The organism is Serratia sp. MYb239 (assembly GCF_002966855.1).
Lineage (GTDB): Bacteria > Pseudomonadota > Gammaproteobacteria > Enterobacterales > Enterobacteriaceae > Serratia_B > Serratia_B rhizosphaerae.
In genome coordinates this window covers 2,749,598-2,768,842 of sequence record NZ_CP023268.1, presented here as the reverse complement: position 1 = coordinate 2,768,842, position 19,245 = coordinate 2,749,598, and the positions used below count along the sequence as shown (strand labels likewise).

19 protein-coding genes, 2 tRNA genes and 2 other RNA genes are annotated in these 19,245 nt (G+C 56.0%); 13 read left to right on the top strand and 10 right to left on the bottom strand.

What is annotated here, in order from left to right; translation table 11 throughout:
• Positions 1–191: 191 nt before the first annotated feature.
• Positions 192–440, top strand: a complete 249-nt coding sequence (locus tag CLM71_RS23980) for a hypothetical protein (protein WP_145961122.1) — start codon at positions 192–194, stop codon at positions 438–440.
• Between the two features lie 11 nt (positions 441–451).
• On the opposite strand, the gene pth is transcribed toward CLM71_RS23980, so the two are convergent.
• Positions 452–1,042, bottom strand: coding sequence for an aminoacyl-tRNA hydrolase (pth, locus tag CLM71_RS13355; protein WP_105233394.1), 591 nt, complete (start codon positions 1,040–1,042; stop codon positions 452–454).
• Between the two features lie 310 nt (positions 1,043–1,352).
• Between pth and ychH the strand changes: the two genes are divergently transcribed.
• Positions 1,353–1,631 (top strand): stress-induced protein YchH, encoded by a 279-nt coding sequence (ychH, locus tag CLM71_RS13350; RefSeq protein ID WP_105231435.1) that lies wholly within the window; start codon positions 1,353–1,355, stop codon positions 1,629–1,631.
• A gap of 170 nt (positions 1,632–1,801) precedes the next feature.
• Here the strand turns inward: ychH and prs are convergent, their stop codons facing one another.
• The 4 genes from prs to CLM71_RS13330 form a co-directional block, all read right to left on the bottom strand.
• Positions 1,802–2,749 (bottom strand): ribose-phosphate diphosphokinase, encoded by a 948-nt coding sequence (prs, locus tag CLM71_RS13345; RefSeq protein ID WP_015672655.1) that lies wholly within the window; start codon positions 2,747–2,749, stop codon positions 1,802–1,804.
• Between the two features lie 177 nt (positions 2,750–2,926).
• Entirely contained in the window at positions 2,927–3,787 is an 861-nt protein-coding gene (gene ispE / locus CLM71_RS13340; RefSeq protein ID WP_105231434.1) for a 4-(cytidine 5'-diphospho)-2-C-methyl-D-erythritol kinase, read from the bottom strand.
• Positions 3,784–4,407, bottom strand: coding sequence for a lipoprotein insertase outer membrane protein LolB (lolB, locus tag CLM71_RS13335; RefSeq protein WP_105231433.1), 624 nt, complete (start codon positions 4,405–4,407; stop codon positions 3,784–3,786). Before lolB ends, ispE begins: the two co-directional genes overlap by 4 nt.
• A 235-nt stretch (positions 4,408–4,642) precedes the next feature.
• The gene (locus CLM71_RS13330) at positions 4,643–5,794 is read right to left on the bottom strand and encodes a porin (protein ID WP_105233392.1); all 1,152 of its coding nucleotides are present in this window, start codon (positions 5,792–5,794) and stop codon (positions 4,643–4,645) included.
• Between the two features lie 557 nt (positions 5,795–6,351).
• On the opposite strand from CLM71_RS13330, the gene hemA reads away from it, so the two are divergent.
• From hemA to kdsA, 6 genes are read left to right on the top strand one after another with little or no spacing between them, the layout of a single operon-like run.
• A complete protein-coding gene (hemA, locus tag CLM71_RS13325; RefSeq protein WP_105231432.1) occupies positions 6,352–7,614 on the top strand; it encodes a glutamyl-tRNA reductase in 1,263 nt (420 codons plus the stop codon).
• Between the two features lie 32 nt (positions 7,615–7,646).
• Entirely contained in the window at positions 7,647–8,732 is a 1,086-nt protein-coding gene (gene prfA, locus CLM71_RS13320) for a peptide chain release factor 1 (protein ID WP_105231431.1), read from the top strand.
• A complete protein-coding gene (prmC, locus tag CLM71_RS13315; protein ID WP_105231430.1) occupies positions 8,732–9,571 on the top strand; it encodes a peptide chain release factor N(5)-glutamine methyltransferase in 840 nt (279 codons plus the stop codon). The genes prfA and prmC overlap by 1 nt, the downstream gene beginning before the upstream one ends.
• A 28-nt stretch (positions 9,572–9,599) precedes the next feature.
• The gene (locus CLM71_RS13310; protein WP_105233390.1) at positions 9,600–9,998 is read left to right on the top strand and encodes a SirB2 family protein; all 399 of its coding nucleotides are present in this window, start codon (positions 9,600–9,602) and stop codon (positions 9,996–9,998) included.
• Positions 9,995–10,804 carry an invasion regulator SirB1 gene (gene sirB1 / locus CLM71_RS13305; RefSeq protein WP_105231429.1) on the top strand — a complete coding sequence of 270 codons (810 nt, stop codon included), beginning with the start codon at positions 9,995–9,997 and terminating at the stop codon, positions 10,802–10,804. Before CLM71_RS13310 ends, sirB1 begins: the two co-directional genes overlap by 4 nt.
• A 33-nt stretch (positions 10,805–10,837) precedes the next feature.
• Positions 10,838–11,692, top strand: coding sequence for a 3-deoxy-8-phosphooctulonate synthase (gene kdsA, locus CLM71_RS13300; RefSeq protein ID WP_015672646.1), 855 nt, complete (start codon positions 10,838–10,840; stop codon positions 11,690–11,692).
• 628 nt (positions 11,693–12,320) lie between these two features.
• Here kdsA and CLM71_RS13295 read toward each other — a convergent pair.
• The 4 genes from CLM71_RS13295 to CLM71_RS13280 form a co-directional block, all read right to left on the bottom strand.
• A non-coding RNA gene (locus CLM71_RS13295) (RtT sRNA) lies at positions 12,321–12,442 on the bottom strand.
• Positions 12,443–12,486: 44 nt separating this feature from the next.
• Positions 12,487–12,608: non-coding RNA, RtT sRNA (locus CLM71_RS13290), on the bottom strand.
• Between the two features lie 44 nt (positions 12,609–12,652).
• A tRNA-Ser gene (locus CLM71_RS13285) sits at positions 12,653–12,742 on the bottom strand.
• 204 nt (positions 12,743–12,946) lie between these two features.
• Positions 12,947–13,834, bottom strand: coding sequence for a LysR substrate-binding domain-containing protein (locus tag CLM71_RS13280; protein WP_105231428.1), 888 nt, complete (start codon positions 13,832–13,834; stop codon positions 12,947–12,949).
• A gap of 119 nt (positions 13,835–13,953) precedes the next feature.
• On the opposite strand from CLM71_RS13280, the gene CLM71_RS13275 reads away from it, so the two are divergent.
• Entirely contained in the window at positions 13,954–14,577 is a 624-nt protein-coding gene (locus CLM71_RS13275) for a glutathione S-transferase family protein (protein ID WP_105231427.1), read from the top strand.
• 79 nt (positions 14,578–14,656) lie between these two features.
• On the opposite strand, the gene CLM71_RS13270 is transcribed toward CLM71_RS13275, so the two are convergent.
• A tRNA-Ser gene (locus tag CLM71_RS13270) sits at positions 14,657–14,746 on the bottom strand.
• A gap of 490 nt (positions 14,747–15,236) precedes the next feature.
• On the opposite strand from CLM71_RS13270, the gene CLM71_RS13265 reads away from it, so the two are divergent.
• The 4 genes from CLM71_RS13265 (at position 15,237) to CLM71_RS13250 (ending at position 19,234) form a co-directional block, all read left to right on the top strand.
• Positions 15,237–16,706 carry a peptide MFS transporter gene (locus tag CLM71_RS13265; RefSeq protein WP_105231426.1) on the top strand — a complete coding sequence of 490 codons (1,470 nt, stop codon included), beginning with the start codon at positions 15,237–15,239 and terminating at the stop codon, positions 16,704–16,706.
• Positions 16,707–16,847: 141 nt separating this feature from the next.
• Entirely contained in the window at positions 16,848–17,789 is a 942-nt protein-coding gene (gene ghrA / locus CLM71_RS13260; RefSeq protein WP_105231425.1) for a glyoxylate/hydroxypyruvate reductase GhrA, read from the top strand.
• An 81-nt stretch (positions 17,790–17,870) separates the two neighbouring features.
• Positions 17,871–18,608 (top strand): phosphatase, encoded by a 738-nt coding sequence (locus tag CLM71_RS13255; RefSeq protein WP_105231424.1) that lies wholly within the window; start codon positions 17,871–17,873, stop codon positions 18,606–18,608.
• Positions 18,609–18,652: 44 nt separating this feature from the next.
• Entirely contained in the window at positions 18,653–19,234 is a 582-nt protein-coding gene (locus tag CLM71_RS13250; RefSeq protein ID WP_105231423.1) for a molecular chaperone, read from the top strand.
• Positions 19,235–19,245: the final 11 nt, after the last annotated feature.

The following is a 19,245-nucleotide window of genomic DNA, read 5'->3' as shown; positions in this document are numbered from 1 at the left end:
AATAATAAAGATTATTGGGGTTTCTCTAAGTATTATCTAATTAAAAAATAATCATATTCCATTTGTTAGTTCTACGCATCTAAACTTTTTTGTAAAGTTTTGCTTGTGCTTTATTGTTGTATTTACTGAGCCGCTTACCTCATATTTTAATTGTTTTGGCGTTTGGGAGGATATCAAGGAGGATAGTTTAAATGAATGGGATTTTAATTTATATAGCGCCAAGTTTATCAATATTGTCATTGCTTTCTTTTTCACTGCACAGTCGTAATATGCTGAGAAAAAAGCCTGTGCAGCGTCATTGGTTAAAGAAAAAGCGTCGTTCCGTCCGCAGGCGTTTAGGCCTCACCTGTCTGACGCCATATTGCCAGTTGCCTCAGGCGGCAAATGGCGGCGGAGCGGGAGGAGGAAAAACCAGGCTACATGGCAATCATGCAGCCTGAAAGGAGGGGCTTCAGTTACCGGCTTTAAATGCATGCAGACGGTTCATGGCCTTGGTCATACCGTCTTTTAACAGCACTTCGGTGCAGCGCAGCGACTCGTCTATTGCTTCATCGATCAGGTTCTGTTCGCTGGCCGGCGGTTTGCCCAGTACGAATCCCACGACTTTGTTGCGGTCGCCCGGATGACCGATGCCAATACGCAGACGATAAAAGTTCGGGTTGTTCGCCATCTTGCTCTGAATATCTTTTAAGCCGTTATGACCGCCGTTGCTGCCGCCCAGTTTTAACTTGGCGACGCCCGGCGGCAAATCAAGCTCATCATGAGCGACCAGGATTTCATCTGGCTGGATGCGATAGAACGACGCCATGGCCGCCACGGCCTTACCGCTCAAATTCATAAACGTGGTTGGCACCAACAGCCGGACGTCGTTTCCGGCCAGGTTCAGGCGTGCGGTATAGCCGAAGAATTTGCCTTCTTCTTTCAACGCCTGGTTATGGCGTTGCGCCAGTTGATCTACGTACCAGGCGCCTGCATTGTGGCGCGTTTGCGCATATTCGGCGCCGGGGTTGGCCAGGCCGACAATCAATTTGATACTGCTCACGGAGAGATTCACTATGCTCAAAATAATGGAAAGGGCATTAGTCTACCTTCCGTTGCGCCGAATGACAAAACACGTCGTGTTCGGTAATAAACGACAGCCCTTTACTTTGAAAAGTGAATAATGCACACGGGTTATAGTTCAACTTTATAGCTAGTTGCTGCTTCTAAAGTAAAGATTTGTCAGTGTTAATTACACATCTGTGATCGCCAACGCAATACCCTTGCCCCGGGAGTGTCTATAATTAATTCATCGCAGGGAGTTAACAATGACTTATTCATCCCGCTGGCATTTAGCGCTATGGAGGTGACATATGAAACGTAAAAACGCGGATGTGATGGGTAACGCTCTGATGGGGCTTGGGCTGTTGGTGATGATTGGCGGCGTTGGCTATTCCATTGTCGCCGAGGTCTCTCAGTTCAATTTACCGCAGTTTTTCTCCCACGGAGCGATATTCAGTATCTTTATCGGCGCCTTGCTGTGGCTGGCCGGCGCGCGTATCGGCGGACGTGAACAGGTTGCGGATCGTTATTGGTGGGTAAAACATTTTGATAAGCGTTGCCGCAATAGCCATCATCGTTCATCGCATTAGTCATTACGTCAGGGAGACAGAGGGCACAGGTACTGTGACGCGTAACCAGGTTTAACGCTATGAGCGCTTTAAAATAGAAAACCCGTTGTTGCCGAGGCGCCAACGGGTTTTTCTTTTACTGCGTCTGACCATGTTCAACGGCGGCGCGGAATGCCCGCGCCGACGGAGAATTAATGTTCGAACATCGCAGAGATTGACTCTTCATTGCTGATACGGCGGATAGCTTCAGCCATCATGCCGGACAGGGTCAGAGTACGTACGTTTTTCAGTGCCTTGATTTCTGGTGACAGCGGGATGGTGTCGCAGACGATCACTTCATCAATCACGGAATTCTTGATGTTGTCTACGGCGTTGCCGGAGAAGATCGGGTGCGTCGCGTAGGCGAATACGCGCTTGGCACCGCGTTCTTTCAACGCTTCAGCCGCTTTACACAAGGTGCCGCCGGTATCGATCATGTCATCGACCAGAATGCAGTCGCGGCCGGCAACGTCACCGATGATGTGCATCACCTGAGAAACGTTGGCGCGTGGGCGACGTTTATCAATAATGGCCATATCGGTATCGTTGAGCAGCTTGGCAATTGCACGTGCGCGCACGACGCCGCCGATATCCGGAGAAACAACGATCGGGTTTTCCAGGTTCTGCTGCAGCATATCCTCAAGCAGAATCGGGCTGCCGAACACGTTATCAACCGGTACATCGAAGAAGCCTTGGATCTGTTCAGCATGCAAATCCACGGTCAGCACGCGGTCAACCCCGACGCTGGACAGGAAGTCGGCAACCACTTTAGCGGTGATTGGCACACGCGCGGAGCGAACGCGACGGTCCTGACGGGCATAGCCGAAGTAGGGGATAACGGCGGTGATGCGGCCTGCAGAAGCGCGCCGCAGGGCATCGACCATGACAACCAGTTCCATCAGGTTGTCATTGGTGGGAGCGCAGGTGGACTGGATGATGAAAATATCACCACCGCGTACATTTTCGTTGATTTGCACGCTCACTTCGCCGTCGCTAAAACGACCTACAGCGGCGTCACCAAGGCTGGTGTACAAACGGTTGGCAATACGTTGTGCTAGTTCCGGGGTGGCGTTACCAGCAAAAAGCTTCATATCAGGCACGAGAAGAACCTCAGGCTTGCGTCCAGAGAAGATGCTATTGACAGTCGGCCAGCACAGGGGGCTGTTGAGCATGGCTGACGCAATAGACATACGGGTATGTAAAACTTATGAGGCGTAGCCGCGCAGGGAACAAAGCCGGAGAAAACAGGCCCAGTACAACGAACGTCAAGCTACGACTCAAATTTGCCCGGAACGGGTACGATGTAGTGGTGAAATGTTAACGCCACGCGCTACAAAACCACGCAACCACGCCGGGGCTTGATTTAACACCTGGCGGGCTTCGGACTCGGTGTTGAACTCTGCAAACACACAAGCACCTGTGCCGGTCAGGCGTGACGGCGCGTATTGTAACAGCCAAGAAAGAAGCTGTTCAACCTCGCGAAAACGTTTTCTTGCGATCGGTTCGCAATCATTGGCGTATGGTAATTGCAACAGTTCATTTAGCGTGCGCACCGGCGTATCCCTTTTCAGTTCGGCATCGCCGAAAATCAGCGGTGTAGGAATACTGACGCCGGGGTGGGCGACCAGATACCATTTTTCCTGCGGATCGGCAGGCTGCAGCCGTTCGCCGATGCCTTCGGCGAACGCGGCGTGGCCGCGCACGAACACCGGCACGTCGGCGCCGAGGCTCAGACCCAGTTCGGCCAGCCGTTCGTCGCTAAGGCCGCACTGCCACAGGCTGTTCAGCGCCACCAGCACCGTCGCCGCGTTTGATGAACCGCCGCCCAGGCCGCCGCCCATCGGCAGCACTTTCTCAGCCCGGATGTCGGCGCCGCGCGGCGGGGTGGCGATCTGCTGTTCATCACAGTAACGCTGCAGCAGGCGGGCGGCGCGTACGATCAGGTTGTGCTCATCCTCAACGCCGTCAACCGGCGTCAGCAGGCAGATTTTATCATCCTGACGCGGAGTGATGGTCAGCGTGTCGCCGTAATCAAGGAATTGAAACAGCGTCTGCAGCTGATGGTAGCCGTCTGCACGACGGCCGGTGATATATAAAAACAGGTTTAACTTTGCCGGCGAGGGCCACTGCTGAATCATTTGAGCGTCCAGTTATCCATTTTCAGCTTGATGCGTTGGTCGCCCTGCTGCAGCTCCAGACGGCTCGGCAACTGGGGCTGAATATCGCTGTTATAGTCCTGATAGCTGACTTTCCAGCTCAGGCCTTCCTGCTGGTAATTCAGTTTGCTCAGGCGGTAGCGGTCATCCAGGGTAAAGTCGGTCGCTTCTCCGGGCAGGCCGAGCATCCACTGACGCAGATTATTCATCGGAATCGCCATGCCGGTCATCTTACGGATCATCTCCTCGGCATTGTCGCTGACGTAGCGTTTGCCCTGATTATCGGTCAGCTGCACCACGTTTTTCTGCACGTTCAGCTCCAGCTCGGTGCTGCCGAGCGGGTTGGTCAGCAGCAGACGGTAGCGATCCGGCGAATATTGCTGCCAGAAGAAGCGGGCGTAGACTTTTTTGCTGTCGGAAAGATAGGCGAAAGCGCCGCGGGTCTGATACTGGTTTAACTGCTGCACCGCTTGCTCATGGGCTCGCCACTCAGGAGACGTCGGGCTGGTGGCCGGGCCGGTCGGTCCGGTGGTGGTACAGGCCGCCAGCACCAGGCTGGCCAGCGGGATAAGGCGTAGCAAACTGACTTTGCGGATAGGCATAACGATTTTTTGTCCTTTTGTCCTGGCGGGCTGACGTGACGCCACCCATTTTTGCCACCACGCTAACGGCACAGGCGCGCAGCGTCAATATTATGATTCAGCGCGTCCGGCGTCAGGGCGGACGAATGTTCATAGTGTACGCGGAGATAGGGGGAAGGATGTAGCAAGAAGATGAAAAATGCGGTTTTTTCTCAGAAAACGGGGCGCCGCGCCGGCAAGGCGGGCGCCCGTACGATCAGAAGTCGTAACGCAGACGTACGACGGTCATATCGCCAAGGTTGTCGGTGCTGGAGGTGAACACGTGTTCCACATCGGTACGGAAGCCGTAGTCGAACTGGAAGGTGACGCCCAGACCGTTATCGATACGCTGATAGTTGCGGCCGCTGACGTATTCCAAGCGGTCGCCCATCACATAAGGGGTGACGGATTTCAGCGCATACTGGCCGACCGGTGCGGTGTAGCCGGCGTAGTATTCAATACCCCAGGCGTCGCCGGCGAAGTAATTGTGCACGTCGGTCTGCTTGGTGGTCAGGAAGTTATTGTACCAGCCGCCGCCGAAGCTGAAGGTCCAGTTGTCAGGCTTCCAGCTCAGCGCAGTGCCCAGGATGTTCTGGTCGTAGGTTTTGCTGTCTCCGCCGGTCGGATCGCGCATTTCCGCACGGGTGTAGTTCCACGCGGTGCCCCAGGTCAGGTCGCGGGTCAGATGGTAATCGACGCCCAGTGAGCCGCCGCCTTTGCGCTTATAACGCAGGCCGTTGCCCGGCAGGTAGTCGCTGTCGCTGAACAGGTAAGAGGCGTAGACGTCGGCATCACCGAAGGTCTTCTTGTACTTCAGCATTTTGCGGGAACGGTAAGAGCCGTCGTAGTCGCCGTTGATGCCGTTGCCCGGCGCCTGGGCGAGCATGTCGTAATCCCAGATATCGGTTTTGGCGCCGACCACATCATAGTAAACGCTGTTTTGCTGGCCGAAAGTCAACTGGCCCCAGGTATTGCTCTTCAGGCCGGTGTACAGCATGCGGCGGCTGGTGTTGTTGGCGCCGTCGGCGTAGTGGTTGTCCCAGTCAAACAGCGCCGGGATGTTGACGCCCAGTTCGTAGTAGCTGATCCAGCTGATGTCATCGAACAGGTAGTAGTCAGCGGCAAAGCGGAAGCGGGTGCCGCCGTCAAAGCCGTTGCGTTTGTAAGAGCCTTTATCGCCGTCGCCGGTCATCATATTGAACTGCGGACGGATGCTGCCGCCGACGGTGAAGTTGAGACGGCTCAGCGGATCGCCTGCCTGCGGATCCTGTTTCAGTAAGGTGATTTCTGCCTGCGCGGCAAAGGCGGTGCAGCCAGCTATCAGACCAACGGCTACGCCGCGGGCTAAACGACTAATTTTATGTGCCATATCCATACCTGCTTTTTATATTTATACAATTTTTTAATTCCGACGAATGGTTCGCACCGATGCTCAAACCACCCGCGGCGTCCTTTATATAATGCATTATCACTTCGGGCGCCGATGTTATCGGGGCTGAACGGATAAACCGATATTATTCGCTATGTACGAATTTATACGGCGCGGAATTATGCGAACAGGCGGACAGAAATTCAATAATAACAATTGGGAAGGTTGCCAGTGGTTATAATCATAACCAACTATTGATTAATATCCGTACAGGTTCAGCGCAGGAGCGCCATGGCGCGGCGAGTTTTATCTGGCCGGCAAAAAGCGCTAAACTACACATAACACGCGATCGTTACCTGATTTAATCGGCCAGCGGCGTCGGTTCTTTAGTTTTGATCGTCATTATAAATTAATGGTTTGTTTTTAAGCGGTTGTTTGATGTGTGCCGACGATGGCAGCGATTGGGCGTAAGATGCGCTTGTTGCTTTTATTGATGCCGCGCATCAAGTAGAATGCCGTCAACGAAACCCGTACCAACAGAAGTATTACTTGAAGCAATGACCCTGCTTGCCTTAGGCATTAACCACAAAACCGCACCGGTTGCTTTGCGGGAAAAAGTCACCTTTTCTCCAGAGAGCATTGACCAGGCGCTCAATAGTCTGCTCCAGCAGCCGCTGGTGCAGGGCGGCGTCGTGTTGTCCACCTGTAACCGCACCGAGCTGTACCTCAGCGTGGAGCAGCAGGAGCACATTCACGAGCAACTGGTGGCCTGGCTGTGTGAATACCATCAGCTGAGCCCGGAAGAGGTGAAAAAGAGCCTGTACTGGCATCACGGTAATGATGCGGTCAGCCACCTGATGCGCGTTGCCAGCGGTCTGGACTCACTGGTGCTGGGCGAACCGCAGATTCTTGGCCAGGTGAAAAAAGCCTTTGCCGAGTCCCAACGTGAGCAGTCGCTATCCGGTGAGCTGGAGCGCCTGTTCCAAAAGTCCTTCTCCGTCGCCAAGCGCGTGCGTACCGAAACCGAGATTGGCGCCAGCGCCGTGTCCGTGGCGTTTGCCGCCTGTACGCTGGCGCGCCAGATTTTCGAGTCGTTGGCGGATCTGAACGTGTTGCTGGTGGGCGCGGGCGAAACCATTGAGCTGGTTGCGCGTCATCTGCGGGAACATCAGGTCAAGCATATGATCATCGCCAACCGTACCCGCGAGCGGGCGCAACTGCTGGCGGATGAAGTCGGCGCCGAGGTGATTACGCTGCCGGAAATTGACGCGCGCCTGGCCGATGCTGACATCATTATCAGTTCGACGGCCAGTCCTCTGCCGATCATCGGCAAAGGCATGGTTGAGCGGGCGCTGAAGGCGCGCCGCAATCAGCCGATGCTGCTGGTGGACATCGCCGTTCCGCGCGATATCGAGCCGGAGGTCGGCAAGCTGGCGAACGCCTATCTGTACAGCGTTGACGACCTGCATGCGATTATTCAGAACAACCTGGCGCAGCGTAAGGCGGCGGCAGTGCAGGCGGAATCCATCGTTCAACAGGAAAGCACCAATTTTATGGCCTGGCTGCGCTCGCAGGGTGCGGTGGAAACCATTCGCGACTACCGCTCGCAGGCCGATCAGATCCGCAGCGAAATGGAAGCCAAAGCGTTAGCGGCCATCGCGCAGGGTGCCAATGTGGAGCAGGTGATCCATAAATTGGCCCATAATCTGACCAATCGTCTTATTCATGCCCCTACCAAATCCCTCCAGCAGGCTGCCGGCGACGGCGATGTGGAGCGGTTACAAATATTACGCGACAGCCTCGGGCTGGATCAGCACTAGTTTCTCTCTATTTACAGGGTTTAAAACCACGCATGAAGCCTTCTATTGTTGCCAAACTGGAAGCGTTACAAGAGCGCCATGAAGAAGTTCAGGCGCTGCTCGGCGATGCCGGCGTTATTGCCGATCAGGACCGGTTCCGGGCATTGTCGCGCGAATATGCGCAGCTGACCGATGTCAGCAACTGTTTCCTGCAGTGGCGCCAGGTGCAAGACGATCTTGCGACCGCCGAGATGATGCTGGAAGACCCGGAAATGCGCGAGATGGCGCAGGAAGAGATTAAACAGGCCAGAACGGTGATCGAAGAGCTGGAGCAACAGCTGCAGCTGTTACTGTTGCCGAAAGACCCCGACGATGAGCGCAGCTGTTTCCTCGAAGTGCGCGCCGGCACCGGCGGCGACGAGGCGGCGCTGTTCGCCGGCGACCTGTTCCGGATGTACAGCCGCTATGCCGAAACGCGCCGCTGGCGGGTAGAAGTGATGAGCGCCAACGAAGGCGAGCACGGCGGTTTTAAAGAAGTGATCGCCAAAGTCTCGGGCGAGGGCGTATACGGCCAGCTGAAGTTTGAATCTGGCGGCCATCGCGTGCAGCGCGTGCCGGAAACCGAATCTCAGGGGCGCATTCACACCTCGGCCTGCACCGTTGCGGTGATGCCGGAGGTGCCGGAGGCTGAACTGCCGGATATCAACCCCGGTGACCTGAAAATCGACACCTTCCGTTCTTCCGGCGCCGGAGGTCAGCACGTTAACACCACCGATTCGGCGATCCGTATTACCCACCTGCCGACCGGCATTGTGGTGGAGTGTCAGGACGAGCGCTCACAGCATAAAAACAAAGCGAAAGCGATGTCGGTGCTGGGCGCGCGCATCCGTGCCGCCGAGGTGGCCAAACGCCAGCAGGAAGAGGCATCAACGCGGCGTAACCTGCTGGGCAGCGGTGACCGTTCCGATCGTAACCGTACCTATAATTTCCCGCAGGGCCGCGTGACCGATCACCGCATTAACCTGACGCTCTACCGGCTGGACGAAGTGATGGAAGGGAAGCTGGATATGCTGATCCAACCTATCGTGCAGGAATACCAGGCGGATCAGCTGGCTGCGTTGTCCGCCGAGCAAGAGTGATGGATTATCAAAGCTGGCTGAAGGCGGCAACGGCCCGGCTGACGGAGAGCGACAGCGCCCGGCGGGACGCGGAAATCCTGTTGGGGTTTGTCACCGGGCGCGCCAGAACCTATCTGCTGGCGTTTGGCGAGCGTTGCCTGACCCCTCAGGAGATCGCCCGGCTGGAAATATTGCTGACGCGCCGGGCGCGCGGCGAGCCGATTGCCTATCTGGTGGGCGAGCGTGAATTCTGGTCGCTGCCGCTGTCTGTTTCCCCCGCAACCCTGATTCCACGGCCGGACACCGAATGTCTGGTCGAGCAGGCGCTGGCACGTCTGCCTGCCGGCGCCTGCGCCATTCTCGATCTGGGTACCGGCACCGGCGCCATTGCGCTGGCGTTGGCCAGCGAACGTCCCGACTGTACGGTAACCGGCGTTGATTTCCAGCCTGAAGCGGTGGCGCTGGCGCGCCATAACGCGCAAAAACTGGCGATTACCAATGCGCAGTTTGTTCAGGGCAGTTGGTTTTCGCCGCTGGCCGGGCAGCGTTTCCAGCTGATTGCCAGTAACCCGCCTTATATCGACGCCGCCGATCCGCATCTGTCGCAAGGGGATGTCCGCTTTGAGCCGGACAGCGCGCTGGTGGCGGAGGAGAACGGCCTGGCGGACTTACGCGCCATCGTGCGCCAGGCGCCGGAGTATCTTTTGCCGCAAGGCTGGCTGCTGCTGGAGCACGGCTGGCAACAGGCGGCCAGCGTGCGTGAACTGCTGGCCGAGGCGGGCTTTGGCGCCGTGGAGAGCCGCCGTGACTATGGCGGCAACGAGCGGGTAACGCTGGGGCAGTATCTGCCGGCCCAATAATAATTACTGGAAAGCAAAGGGAATGACCATGACAGCCTACGCCGCGTTAAAAAATTTGCATCTGTTGACGGTAACCATCAGTATTGTTTTGTTTGTATTGCGTTTTTTCTGGAAATGGCGTGATTCGGCGATGATGAACCGGCGCTGGGTGAAGATAGCGCCGCATATTAATGACACCGTGCTGTTTCTGAGCGGCATTGCACTGGTGGTGATGTTCCAGCTTTACCCGCTGCTGGGCATGGACTCCTGGCTGACCGAAAAGCTGTTTGGCGTTATTATCTATATCCTGCTGGGCTACGTTGCACTGAGCAAGAAAGTCCGCAGCGCGGGGTTACGCACGTCGGCGTTTATTCTGGCTCTGGGCTGTCTCTACCTGATTATTAAACTTGCCACGACGAAAATACCGTTTCTGATGGGATACCTATGAGTAGCATTGCTGATTTTGAATTTAATTCTTCACCGCTGAGCGCAGGGGTCATTCTGGTGTCTCAGCGCGTGCGGCGAGATTTTCCTGCTGCCGACGTGGCGCGCCAACTGCAGCGATTGTCTGAAGAAGCGCGGGCGGCAGTGCCGGACGATCTCAGTCAGGAACAGCGATTAGAGGCACTCATTGAGCTGTTTTACCGTACCTGGGGGTTTGGCGGGGCGAGCGGCGTCTACCGTCTTTCTGATGCCATCTGGCTGGATAAGGTGTTGGAAGGGCGCCAGGGTACGCCGGTATCGCTGGGCACTATCTTTTTGCACATCGCCCATCAGCTCGGTTTACCGCTGATGCCGGTAATTTTTCCGACCCAGTTAATCCTGCGGGCCGACTGGATGGATGATGAGATGTGGCTAATCAATCCGCTTAACGGCGAAACGCTGAATGAGCATACGCTTGAGGCCTGGATCAGGGGCAATCTGGGTTTATCCGCCGAACTGGAAGATGACGATCTGGATGAAGCGGAGAATAATATGGTGGTGCGTAAGATGCTCGATACGCTGAAAGCCGCCCTGATGGAAGAAAAGCAGATGGAAATGGCGCTGCGCGCCAGTGAAACGGTGCTGTGCTTTGACCCGGACGATCCGTATGAAATTCGTGACCGTGGTTTAATCTATGCGCAGCTGGAGTGCAACTATGTGGCGATTTCTGACCTCAACTATTTTATCGAGCAGTGTCCTGAAGATCCGGTCAGCGAAGTGATCAAAGTACAGATCCACGCGATCGAACCCAAACAGGTGACGCTGCACTAATTTTGGCGACTTACCCTCAAGAAAGGCGAAAGCATGAAACAGAAAGTGATTAGCATTGGCGACATCAACGTAGCGAACGACCTGCCGTTTGTGCTGTTCGGTGGTATGAACGTGCTTGAATCGCGCGATTTGGCGATGCGCATCTGCGAACACTACGTCACGGTGACGCAAAAACTGGGTATTCCTTACGTCTTCAAGGCTTCATTTGATAAAGCCAACCGCTCTTCCATTCACTCTTATCGCGGGCCGGGCCTGGAAGAGGGGATGCGTATTTTTGAAGAGTTGAAGCAAACCTTCGGCGTAAAAACCATCACCGACGTGCATGAGGCTGCTCAGGCTCAGCCAGTGGCGGAAGTGGTTGATGTCATTCAGCTGCCTGCGTTTTTGGCGCGTCAGACCGACCTGGTGGAAGCGATGGCGAAAACCGGCGCGGTGATCAACGTTAAAAAACCACAGTTTGTCAGCCCGGGCCAGATGGGCAATATCGTGGAGAAATTCAAAGAAGGCGGCAACGACCAGGTTATTCTGTGCGACCGCGGCAGCAACTTTGGCTATGACAACCTGGTGGTTGATATGTTGGGCATCAACGTGATGAAGAACGCCACCGGCGGCCATCCGGTGATTTTCGACGTGACCCATGCGCTGCAAACCCGCGACCCGTTTGGCGCCGCTTCCGGCGGTCGTCGCGCTCAGGTAACTGAACTGGCGCGCGCCGGTATGGCGGTGGGCCTGGCCGGCCTGTTTATTGAGGCGCACCCGGATCCGAACAACGCCAAGTGCGACGGCCCGTCAGCGCTGCCGCTGGATAAGCTGGAGCCGTTCCTGGTACAGATGAAGGCGATCGACGATCTGGTGAAAAGTTTCCCGGAACTCGATACCAGCAACTGATTCCCAGCTGTTGAATGGAAAAAAGCCCGACATGACGTCGGGCTTTTTTATTGCGGTGTTGAGCCGGCTTCAGGTTGCCGCCAAACGGGCATGATGAGTGATACCTGCCAATCCTGTCGCGGGGGCTGGGAATATAGCCTGAACGAGAGTTCAGACTTTCTCTTGGAATATGACGGTGAGGGAGGGATGTATTCGCTGCGACTGTGTCACTAACGATTGTGCATCAAGGGAATAGTTTTTAGGTCGTTGACGTTAAAACCCGCAGCTGATTTTCCCGGTAAATACAGATTCGGGTATTGACCTTCGGCGCGCATCACGGGCTGCTGAACAAGGAACCTGTGCCGCCTCAACCGGACAGGGATGTCCGGTTGAGGCGGCACAGGCAGGAATGCCAGTAGAGCCGACCCGTCCGGCGACGGTGACGCAGAGAGGGCACCTGCGAAGCAGGCAGAACGTGCCTAAGCGCGGGCGCGGGTGAAAGGGGCCACGCCTACGGCCCCTTCAATTGCCGTTCTCTGTTATCGCAGAGAAGTACCGTACGTGTACGGCAATTCTAATTACTCAGTGCTAACAGAAATTATACATAACAAAAAAGCCTGAACATGAGTTCAGGCTTTCTCTTGGAATATGGCGGTGAGGGAGGGATGTATTCGCTGCGCTCACCCTGCGGGCAGCCTGACGTCTGTGCAAAACGCGTTGCGTTTTGTCGAACCCTGTCGAGGGTTCTCACCCTCCCGGACGGGGAATATAAAGCAAAAAAGCCTGAACGTGAGTTCAGGCTTTCTCTTAGAATATGGCGGTGAGGGAGGGATGTATTCGCTGCGCTCACCCTGCGGGCAGCCTGACGGCTGTGCAAAACGCGTTGCGTTTTGTCGAACCCTGTCGAGGGTTCTCACCCTCCCGGACGGGGAATGTAAAGCAAAAAAGCCTGAACATGAGTTCAGGCTTTCTCTTGGAATATGGCGGTGAGGGAGGGATTCGAACCCTCGATACACTTTCGCGTATACACACTTTCCAGGCGTGCTCCTTCAGCCACTCGGACACCTCACCATATTGTCGTTGCGCTGAATGCGTCAGGGCAACGGGGCGCTACTATAGGGAGTGAGAGCGGGTGGGTCAAGCATATTTTTTTGGTTTCGTAACGGGTGGTTAAGTTGTGTTCTTTTTGGCTGAAAGTCAGGCTGAGTTGGCGATGATCATGGGGTCAGCTGTCAGCTCTTTGGCAACAGGAAGGCCGCTCGGCGCATTTCCCTGTCAGGGGACAGCGACCGCCTCGGTTAACAGCCACGCGATAAAGGCGCGTACCTCGGGACGAAGGGCGGCATCGGGCTGGTATACGATGTAGTAGGCAAATCTCGCGGGCCAGGGTTTATCCAGTATTTGTACCAGGCGACCGGCGGCGATCTCTATCTGCGCATAGGCTGCCGGCACCAGTGCCAGGCCTTGTCCTGCCTCTGCCGCACGGATGAGCAGAAAGTCATCTTCAAACACATTGCCACGGTCGGCTCGAGGATCTGTAGCCACACCGTGCGCACTTAACCAGAGCGACCAGTCGGTGCGATCACTGTTATGCAACAGAGGATAATTCAGGCAATCTGCAGGTTCGCTCAGCGTCTGGTCAGCGGTGAGCAGATGGGGGGAGGCCACCGGCACCAGCACGGGCGACATCAACGGAGTGACGGCCAAACCTGGATAATCACCCAACCCGTGGCGTAGGGCAATATCGACGCGATCGCGGCGTAAATCCACCAGGTTTGCCGTGGCTTCTACTCGGACTTCAATACCGGGGTGACGCTGCTGAAAATTTCCCAGGCGTGGAACCAGCCAAGAGGCGGCAAACGCGGCCACCGTGCTGATGGTCAGGCACTGAGGGCTTTCACGTGTTTTCAACTCTTCTAGCGACCGATCAATGTGCGCAAATGCGTCACTGAGCCTCGGGTGGATGCTGGCACCGGCCTCCGTCAAACGCATTCCCAGGCGGTTGCGCTCAAGTAGTACGACGCCAAGCCGTTCTTCCAGCGAGCGTAGCTGTTGGCTGATAGCACCGGGCGTAACATGTAGCGCCTGCGCTGCTGCCTGGACGCTGCCGCGATGTCCGATTTCAACAAAGGTGCGCAATGCCTGAAGAGGAGGTGCTTTCATTTAGATTTCCTAAATACTGATGTTAAGAAGTATCGCTTTATCCATGCTGATTAAAGAAGGAGTATGGGCGGGTGATGGTTACCATCATCGAGTTTAGTAAAACTAAATAAAGGTGTCATATGTTGAATCTCTATACTGACAGTTCACCTAACGGCTTTAAGGCAACGATCGCTCTTGAAGAACTGGCGCTGCCTTATCGTCTACACCATGTGCGTATCGAGGCTGGTGAGCATCGTCAGCCGGATTTTTTGGCCTTGAACCCGTATGCCCGCATCCCCGTCCTGACTGACGATGAGACTGGTGTGGTACTGTTCGAGTCGGCGGCTATTTTGCTGTACCTTGCCGATAAAACCGGCCGGCTGATGCCGGATGATATCAAGGGGCGTTGGGAGGCGATCAAGTGGTTGCAATTTCACGCTTCAAGCGTGGGGCCGATCGTCGGGCAGCGTGTACACTTCGAGTTATTTGCCGCTGAACGTATTCCGGCCGCGATTGAGCGTTATCGTAGCCTGACGGAGGATGCTTTCGCGGTACTTGACCGCAGATTGGCCGCAAACAGCTATCTGGCTGGTGATGCCTATTCCATTGCCGATATTGCTCATTTTGGTTGGATGCACATCGCCCGCATCATCCGGTTTGACTTCAGTCGCTATCGTCACCTGGACGCCTGGTTCCAGCGGATAGCGGAGCGCCCTGCTGTCCAAAAGGGAATTACCTTGCCTGCGCCAGCAACGGGAGCGTAAGTTGAGGGGGCTCACCCTCCCGGACGGGGAATATAAAGCAAAAAAGCCTGAACGTGAGTTCAGGCTTTCTCTTGGAATATGGCGGTGAGGGAGGGATTCGAACCCTCGATACACTTTCGCGTATACACACTTTCCAGGCGTGCTCCTTCAGCCACTCGGACACCTCACCATATTGTCATCGTCAGCGCCTTGCGTTGTCGACGGGCGCTAATGTAGGAGAAACTGATCCCAGCGTCAACACTCTTTTTACGCTTTCAGTTTGTTTAGCTAAACTTGCAGCAATTTGCTGATTTCACGCACAATAATCAGCTATTTATTCTTCACCTGCCGCCGAGAATGGCCGATAAGAAACTTGGAACTGTCGTCTGGTTTGTTATTTGAGCAAATTATCCATTTGTAGATTAATATTCCACCGTTTCGTTATGTCGTATTGCCAATGTATTCATTAATACTGGATTATTAGTCAAATATGCCGCTAAATGGAGTGACGAGCGTCGGGGATTTTTGCAAGGAAACATCAACGTCCGCGCCGCTTACCGCGCTATTGATGCCATTTCCTTATCGGTTGCACCGGCTCTCCGCCGCGTGTAGCGAAGGCGTAGGGCAGATAGCGCAGACAGGGATAAAACCATCAAATAATAATGCAGTAGAGGTTTGCTTTGACTGACTCAGATTCCACACTGGCGGCGTCGTCACGCCATGTTGCCCCTTCCGGCGCGGGAGCGCTGTTCTTTATCCAAATTTTCGCTACGCTAGGCTTTGCCGTGCTGTACTCCACGCTGGTGCTGTATGCCACCAAGCGTCTGGGGTTCAGCGAAAGCAGCGCCAACGCCATGATGGGCGTATTCGGCGCGTTCAACTATGGCCTGCACCTGTTCGGCGGCTACCTGGGCGGACGCTATCTCAGCAACCGCAACCTGTTTGTCCTGGGGATGGTGCTGCAGGTGGCGGGGTGCGCGACGATTGCTCTGGCCGGCGTCTGGGGGCTGTATTGGGGGCTGGCGATGTTCCTCACCGGCAGCGGGCTGAACGTCACCTGCATTAATATGATGCTGACGCAGCGGTTCAAGCCCGAGGATGACCGGCGCGAGATGGCGTTTTTGTGGAACTATGCCGCGATGAACCTGGGTTTTTTTGTTGGCTACAGTGCCGCCGGCTATTTCCAACTGACGGAAAGTTACCGCACGCTGTTTCTGTTCGCCACGCTGGGCAACGCCGGGGCGATTATCGTTGCGGCGCTGCGCTGGCGCATGCTGGCCGATATCAATACCCCATTGCTTGATACGACGCCGTCGCAGTATCGCCGTCGGTTGTTGGCCGGTCTGGCGGTATTAGTGATTCTGGTGCCGGTGATTCGTCTGATGCTGACCCATGCTGAATTCAGCGGTTACTTTGTGATTGGCCTGGGATGCGCCATTTTCTTGCTGCTATGTCTCGTTACGCTACGCCATCATCCGCGCGATGAGCGTCGGCGGATGAGCGCCTACCTGATTCTGGCCTTGGGATCGCTGGTCTTCTGGATGCTGTATCAGCTGGCGCCGATGGGGCTGATGCTGTTTTCGGAGCACAATATCAATCTGAACCCGTATGGCATCCATGTTGCCCCGCAGTGGATCCAGAACATCAACACGCTGGTGATCGTCATCGGCGGCCCACTGCTGGCCTGGTGGTTTAACCGCCTGCGCGCCCGCGGCTGCAAGATTGATATTCCCCTGCAGTTTTCCGGCTCCTTGTTCTGTATGGGGCTGGGGATGCTGGTGCTGCCGCTGGGCATCAGCCTGGCGGGCGGCGACGGACTGGTGGCGTTTAAATGGATCGTTATCAGTTACGTGTTGCAGAGCATTGGCGAATTGCTGATTTCGCCCATCGGTTACGCCATGATCGGCAAGTTGGCGCCGGCGCGTTACCAGGGCGTCATGATGGGCTGCTGGATGATGGTGACCGGCGTCGGCTCAGTGCTGGCGGGCTATGTATCCGGCCTGATGCCGGAAAACAGCGGCAGTACGCCGTTGTTAACCAACCCCGGCTACAGCCATGTCTTCAGCATGCTGGGGTGGGGAGCGGCCGGCGTGGGCGTGGTGCTGTTGATCCTGATACCACTGCTGCGCCGCCTGATCCAGCGCGTCTGACGGCGCAGCGGCACTAGCCTGAGCGAAACAGCCCCACTGGTCGGGGCTGTTTTTATTTGTCGGTTTTACTCTTGCATCTTCTGACGATTCGCGGAAACCTGAGGGGACAATAACAGCGAACAAGCAGGAGCCTCTCTTACCATGAACATTATGTTTTACCATCCTACGTTTAATGCGCAGCAGTGGCAGGCGGGCATGCAGCAGCGTTTGCCCGGTTCCACGCTGCGCATCTGGCAGCCGGGGGACGATCGTCCGGCAGACTATGCGCTGGTCTGGCTGCCGCCGTATGAAATGCTGGCCGGGCGTCATCAGCTGAAAGGCGTGTTCGCCCTGGGAGCCGGCGTTGACGCCATTTTGCAGCAGGAGAGGCAACATCCCGGTACGCTGCCGGCGGGGGTACCGCTGTTACGGCTGGAAGATACCGGTATGGCGCAGCAGATGCAGGAGTATGCGTTGAGTTACGTACTGCGCTATTTCCGCCGTTTCGATGAGTACCAGCGGCAGCAGCAACAGGGAGAGTGGCAGCCGCTGGAGCCGCATCAGCTACAGGATTTCACTATCGGTATTCTCGGCGCCGGCGTGCTGGGCAGGGCGGTGGCGCAAAAACTGGTGGACTTCGGCTTTAACGTCCGCTGCTGGAGCCGCAGCGCCAAGCAGATTGACGGCGTGAGCAGTTTCGCCGGCGAGGCGCAGCGGCCGGCATTCCTGGACGGCGTCAAGCTGTTGATTAACCTGCTGCCCAATACGCCGGAAACCCAGGGTATCCTCAATGGTGAGATGTTTGCCCATTTAGCGCCGCAGGCTTATCTGCTCAACCTGGCGCGCGGCGCGCATCTGGTTGAGGAGGATCTGCTGGCGGCGCTGGAGCTGGGGCAGATTAAAGCGGCGACGCTGGATGTCTTTGTGCAAGAGCCGCTGCCGCCGGCGCACGCCTTCTGGCGTCATCCCGCCGTTACCATCACGCCGCATATTGCCGCGATTACCTTGCCTGAGCAGGCGATGGATCGGGTTGCCCAGAATATTTTAGCGATCGAAGCCGGAGAGACGCCGACGGGAATTGTGGATATTCGCAGAGGTTATTAATGAGCCGGTTAACTGCTATGCTAAGGCGCAACTGCGCCTGCCGTTTGCGCATGGCGGCTGACCCACGAATAAGGAGAAGCAATGTACCCCGTTGATTTACACATGCATACCGTTGCCAGCACCCATGCCTACAGCACGCTGCATGATTATGTCGCCGAAGCCAAGCAGAAGGGCATCCAGCTGTTTGCCATTACCGACCACGGCCCGGATATGGCCGATGCGCCGCACTACTGGCACTTTATGAATATGCGCGTCTGGCCGCGGTTAGTGGACGGCGTCGCCATTTTGCGCGGTATTGAAGCCAACATTAAGAATCTGGACGGCGATATTGACTGCACCGGCCCGATGCTGGATGCCATTGATGTGATTATCGCCGGTTTCCATGAGCCGGTGTTTGCACCGCAGGATCGGGCCGCCCATACGCAGGCGATGATTGCCGCGATGGCGCAGGGCGATGTCCACATCATCAGTCATCCGGGCAATCCGCGTTATCCGATTGATATCCCGGAGGTTGCCGCCGCCGCTGCGCGTTATAATGTGGCGCTTGAGCTGAACAACTCATCGTTTACGCATTCACGTAAGGGCAGTGAAGCCAACTGCCGGGCGATCGCCGCTGCGGTGCGTGATGCCGGAGGCTGGCTGGCGCTGGGCTCAGACTCGCATATTGCCTTTTCGCTGGGAGGTTTTGAGCACTGTGAACGCATCCTTGCCGAGGTTGAATTCCCGCAGGATCGCATCCTCAACGTCAGTCCGCGTCGTTTACTGAACTTTCTTGAGCAACGCGGCAAACCAGCGATTGCGGAATTGGCCGATCTGTGACATCGTCACGGCAAAAAATTTCCGCCTTTGCATAGGATTTCATCATGAATGAGTTTTCCATCGTCTGCCGCGTGCTGGGGACGCTGTTTTACCGTCAGCCGCAGGACCCGCTGCTGGTGCCGCTGTTCAGCCTGATTCAAGAGGGTAAACTGCAGCAGCACTGGCCGCTGGAGCAGGATGAATTGCTCCAGCGTTTGCAGCAAGGCTGCGAGCCGCACCTGCTGGCTGCCGACTTTAACGCGTTGTTCGTTGGCGCTGAATGCAGCGTATCGCCGCTGCGCTCAACCTATGTTGAGGGGGCGACGGAAAGCGAAGTGCGCAGTTTCCTGCAGCAGCGCGGTATGCCGCTCGGCGAGGCGCCGGCGGATCACTTCGGCTCGCTGCTGCTGGCGGCATCCTGGCTGGAAGATCAGTCGCAGGAAGATGAGGCGCAGGCGCAAATTACGCTGTTTGATGAATATTTGCTGCCGTGGTGCGGACGTTTCCTCGGCAAGGTTGAAGCCCATGCAACCAGCGGTTTTTATCGCACATTGGCGATGATTACCCGTGATGCATTGCAGGCGATGCGCGATGAACTGGCGGAGTATGAAGAGCAGGAAGGCTCTGAAGACGACGAGCAGGCGTAAAACCTGTCAGG

Bases quoted from the DNA above. Each gene is read 5' to 3' on its own strand.
- CLM71_RS23980 (WP_145961122.1), top strand. From the start codon at position 192: ATGAATGGGATTTTAATTTATATAGCGCCAAGTTTATCAATATTGTCA.
- ychH (WP_105231435.1), top strand. From the start codon at position 1,353: ATGAAACGTAAAAACGCGGATGTGATGGGTAACGCTCTGATGGGGCTT.
- ispE (WP_105231434.1), bottom strand. From the start codon at position 3,787: ATGATTCAGCAGTGGCCCTCGCCGGCAAAGTTAAACCTGTTTTTATAT.
- lolB (WP_105231433.1), bottom strand. From the start codon at position 4,407: ATGCCTATCCGCAAAGTCAGTTTGCTACGCCTTATCCCGCTGGCCAGC.
- CLM71_RS13330 (WP_105233392.1), bottom strand. From the start codon at position 5,794: ATGGCACATAAAATTAGTCGTTTAGCCCGCGGCGTAGCCGTTGGTCTG.
- hemA (WP_105231432.1), top strand. From the start codon at position 6,352: ATGACCCTGCTTGCCTTAGGCATTAACCACAAAACCGCACCGGTTGCT.
- prfA (WP_105231431.1), top strand. From the start codon at position 7,647: ATGAAGCCTTCTATTGTTGCCAAACTGGAAGCGTTACAAGAGCGCCAT.
- prmC (WP_105231430.1), top strand. From the start codon at position 8,732: ATGGATTATCAAAGCTGGCTGAAGGCGGCAACGGCCCGGCTGACGGAG.
- CLM71_RS13310 (WP_105233390.1), top strand. From the start codon at position 9,600: ATGACAGCCTACGCCGCGTTAAAAAATTTGCATCTGTTGACGGTAACC.
- sirB1 (WP_105231429.1), top strand. From the start codon at position 9,995: ATGAGTAGCATTGCTGATTTTGAATTTAATTCTTCACCGCTGAGCGCA.
- kdsA (WP_015672646.1), top strand. From the start codon at position 10,838: ATGAAACAGAAAGTGATTAGCATTGGCGACATCAACGTAGCGAACGAC.
- CLM71_RS13280 (WP_105231428.1), bottom strand. From the start codon at position 13,834: ATGAAAGCACCTCCTCTTCAGGCATTGCGCACCTTTGTTGAAATCGGA.
- CLM71_RS13275 (WP_105231427.1), top strand. From the start codon at position 13,954: ATGTTGAATCTCTATACTGACAGTTCACCTAACGGCTTTAAGGCAACG.
- ghrA (WP_105231425.1), top strand. From the start codon at position 16,848: ATGAACATTATGTTTTACCATCCTACGTTTAATGCGCAGCAGTGGCAG.
- CLM71_RS13255 (WP_105231424.1), top strand. From the start codon at position 17,871: ATGTACCCCGTTGATTTACACATGCATACCGTTGCCAGCACCCATGCC.
- CLM71_RS13250 (WP_105231423.1), top strand. From the start codon at position 18,653: ATGAATGAGTTTTCCATCGTCTGCCGCGTGCTGGGGACGCTGTTTTAC.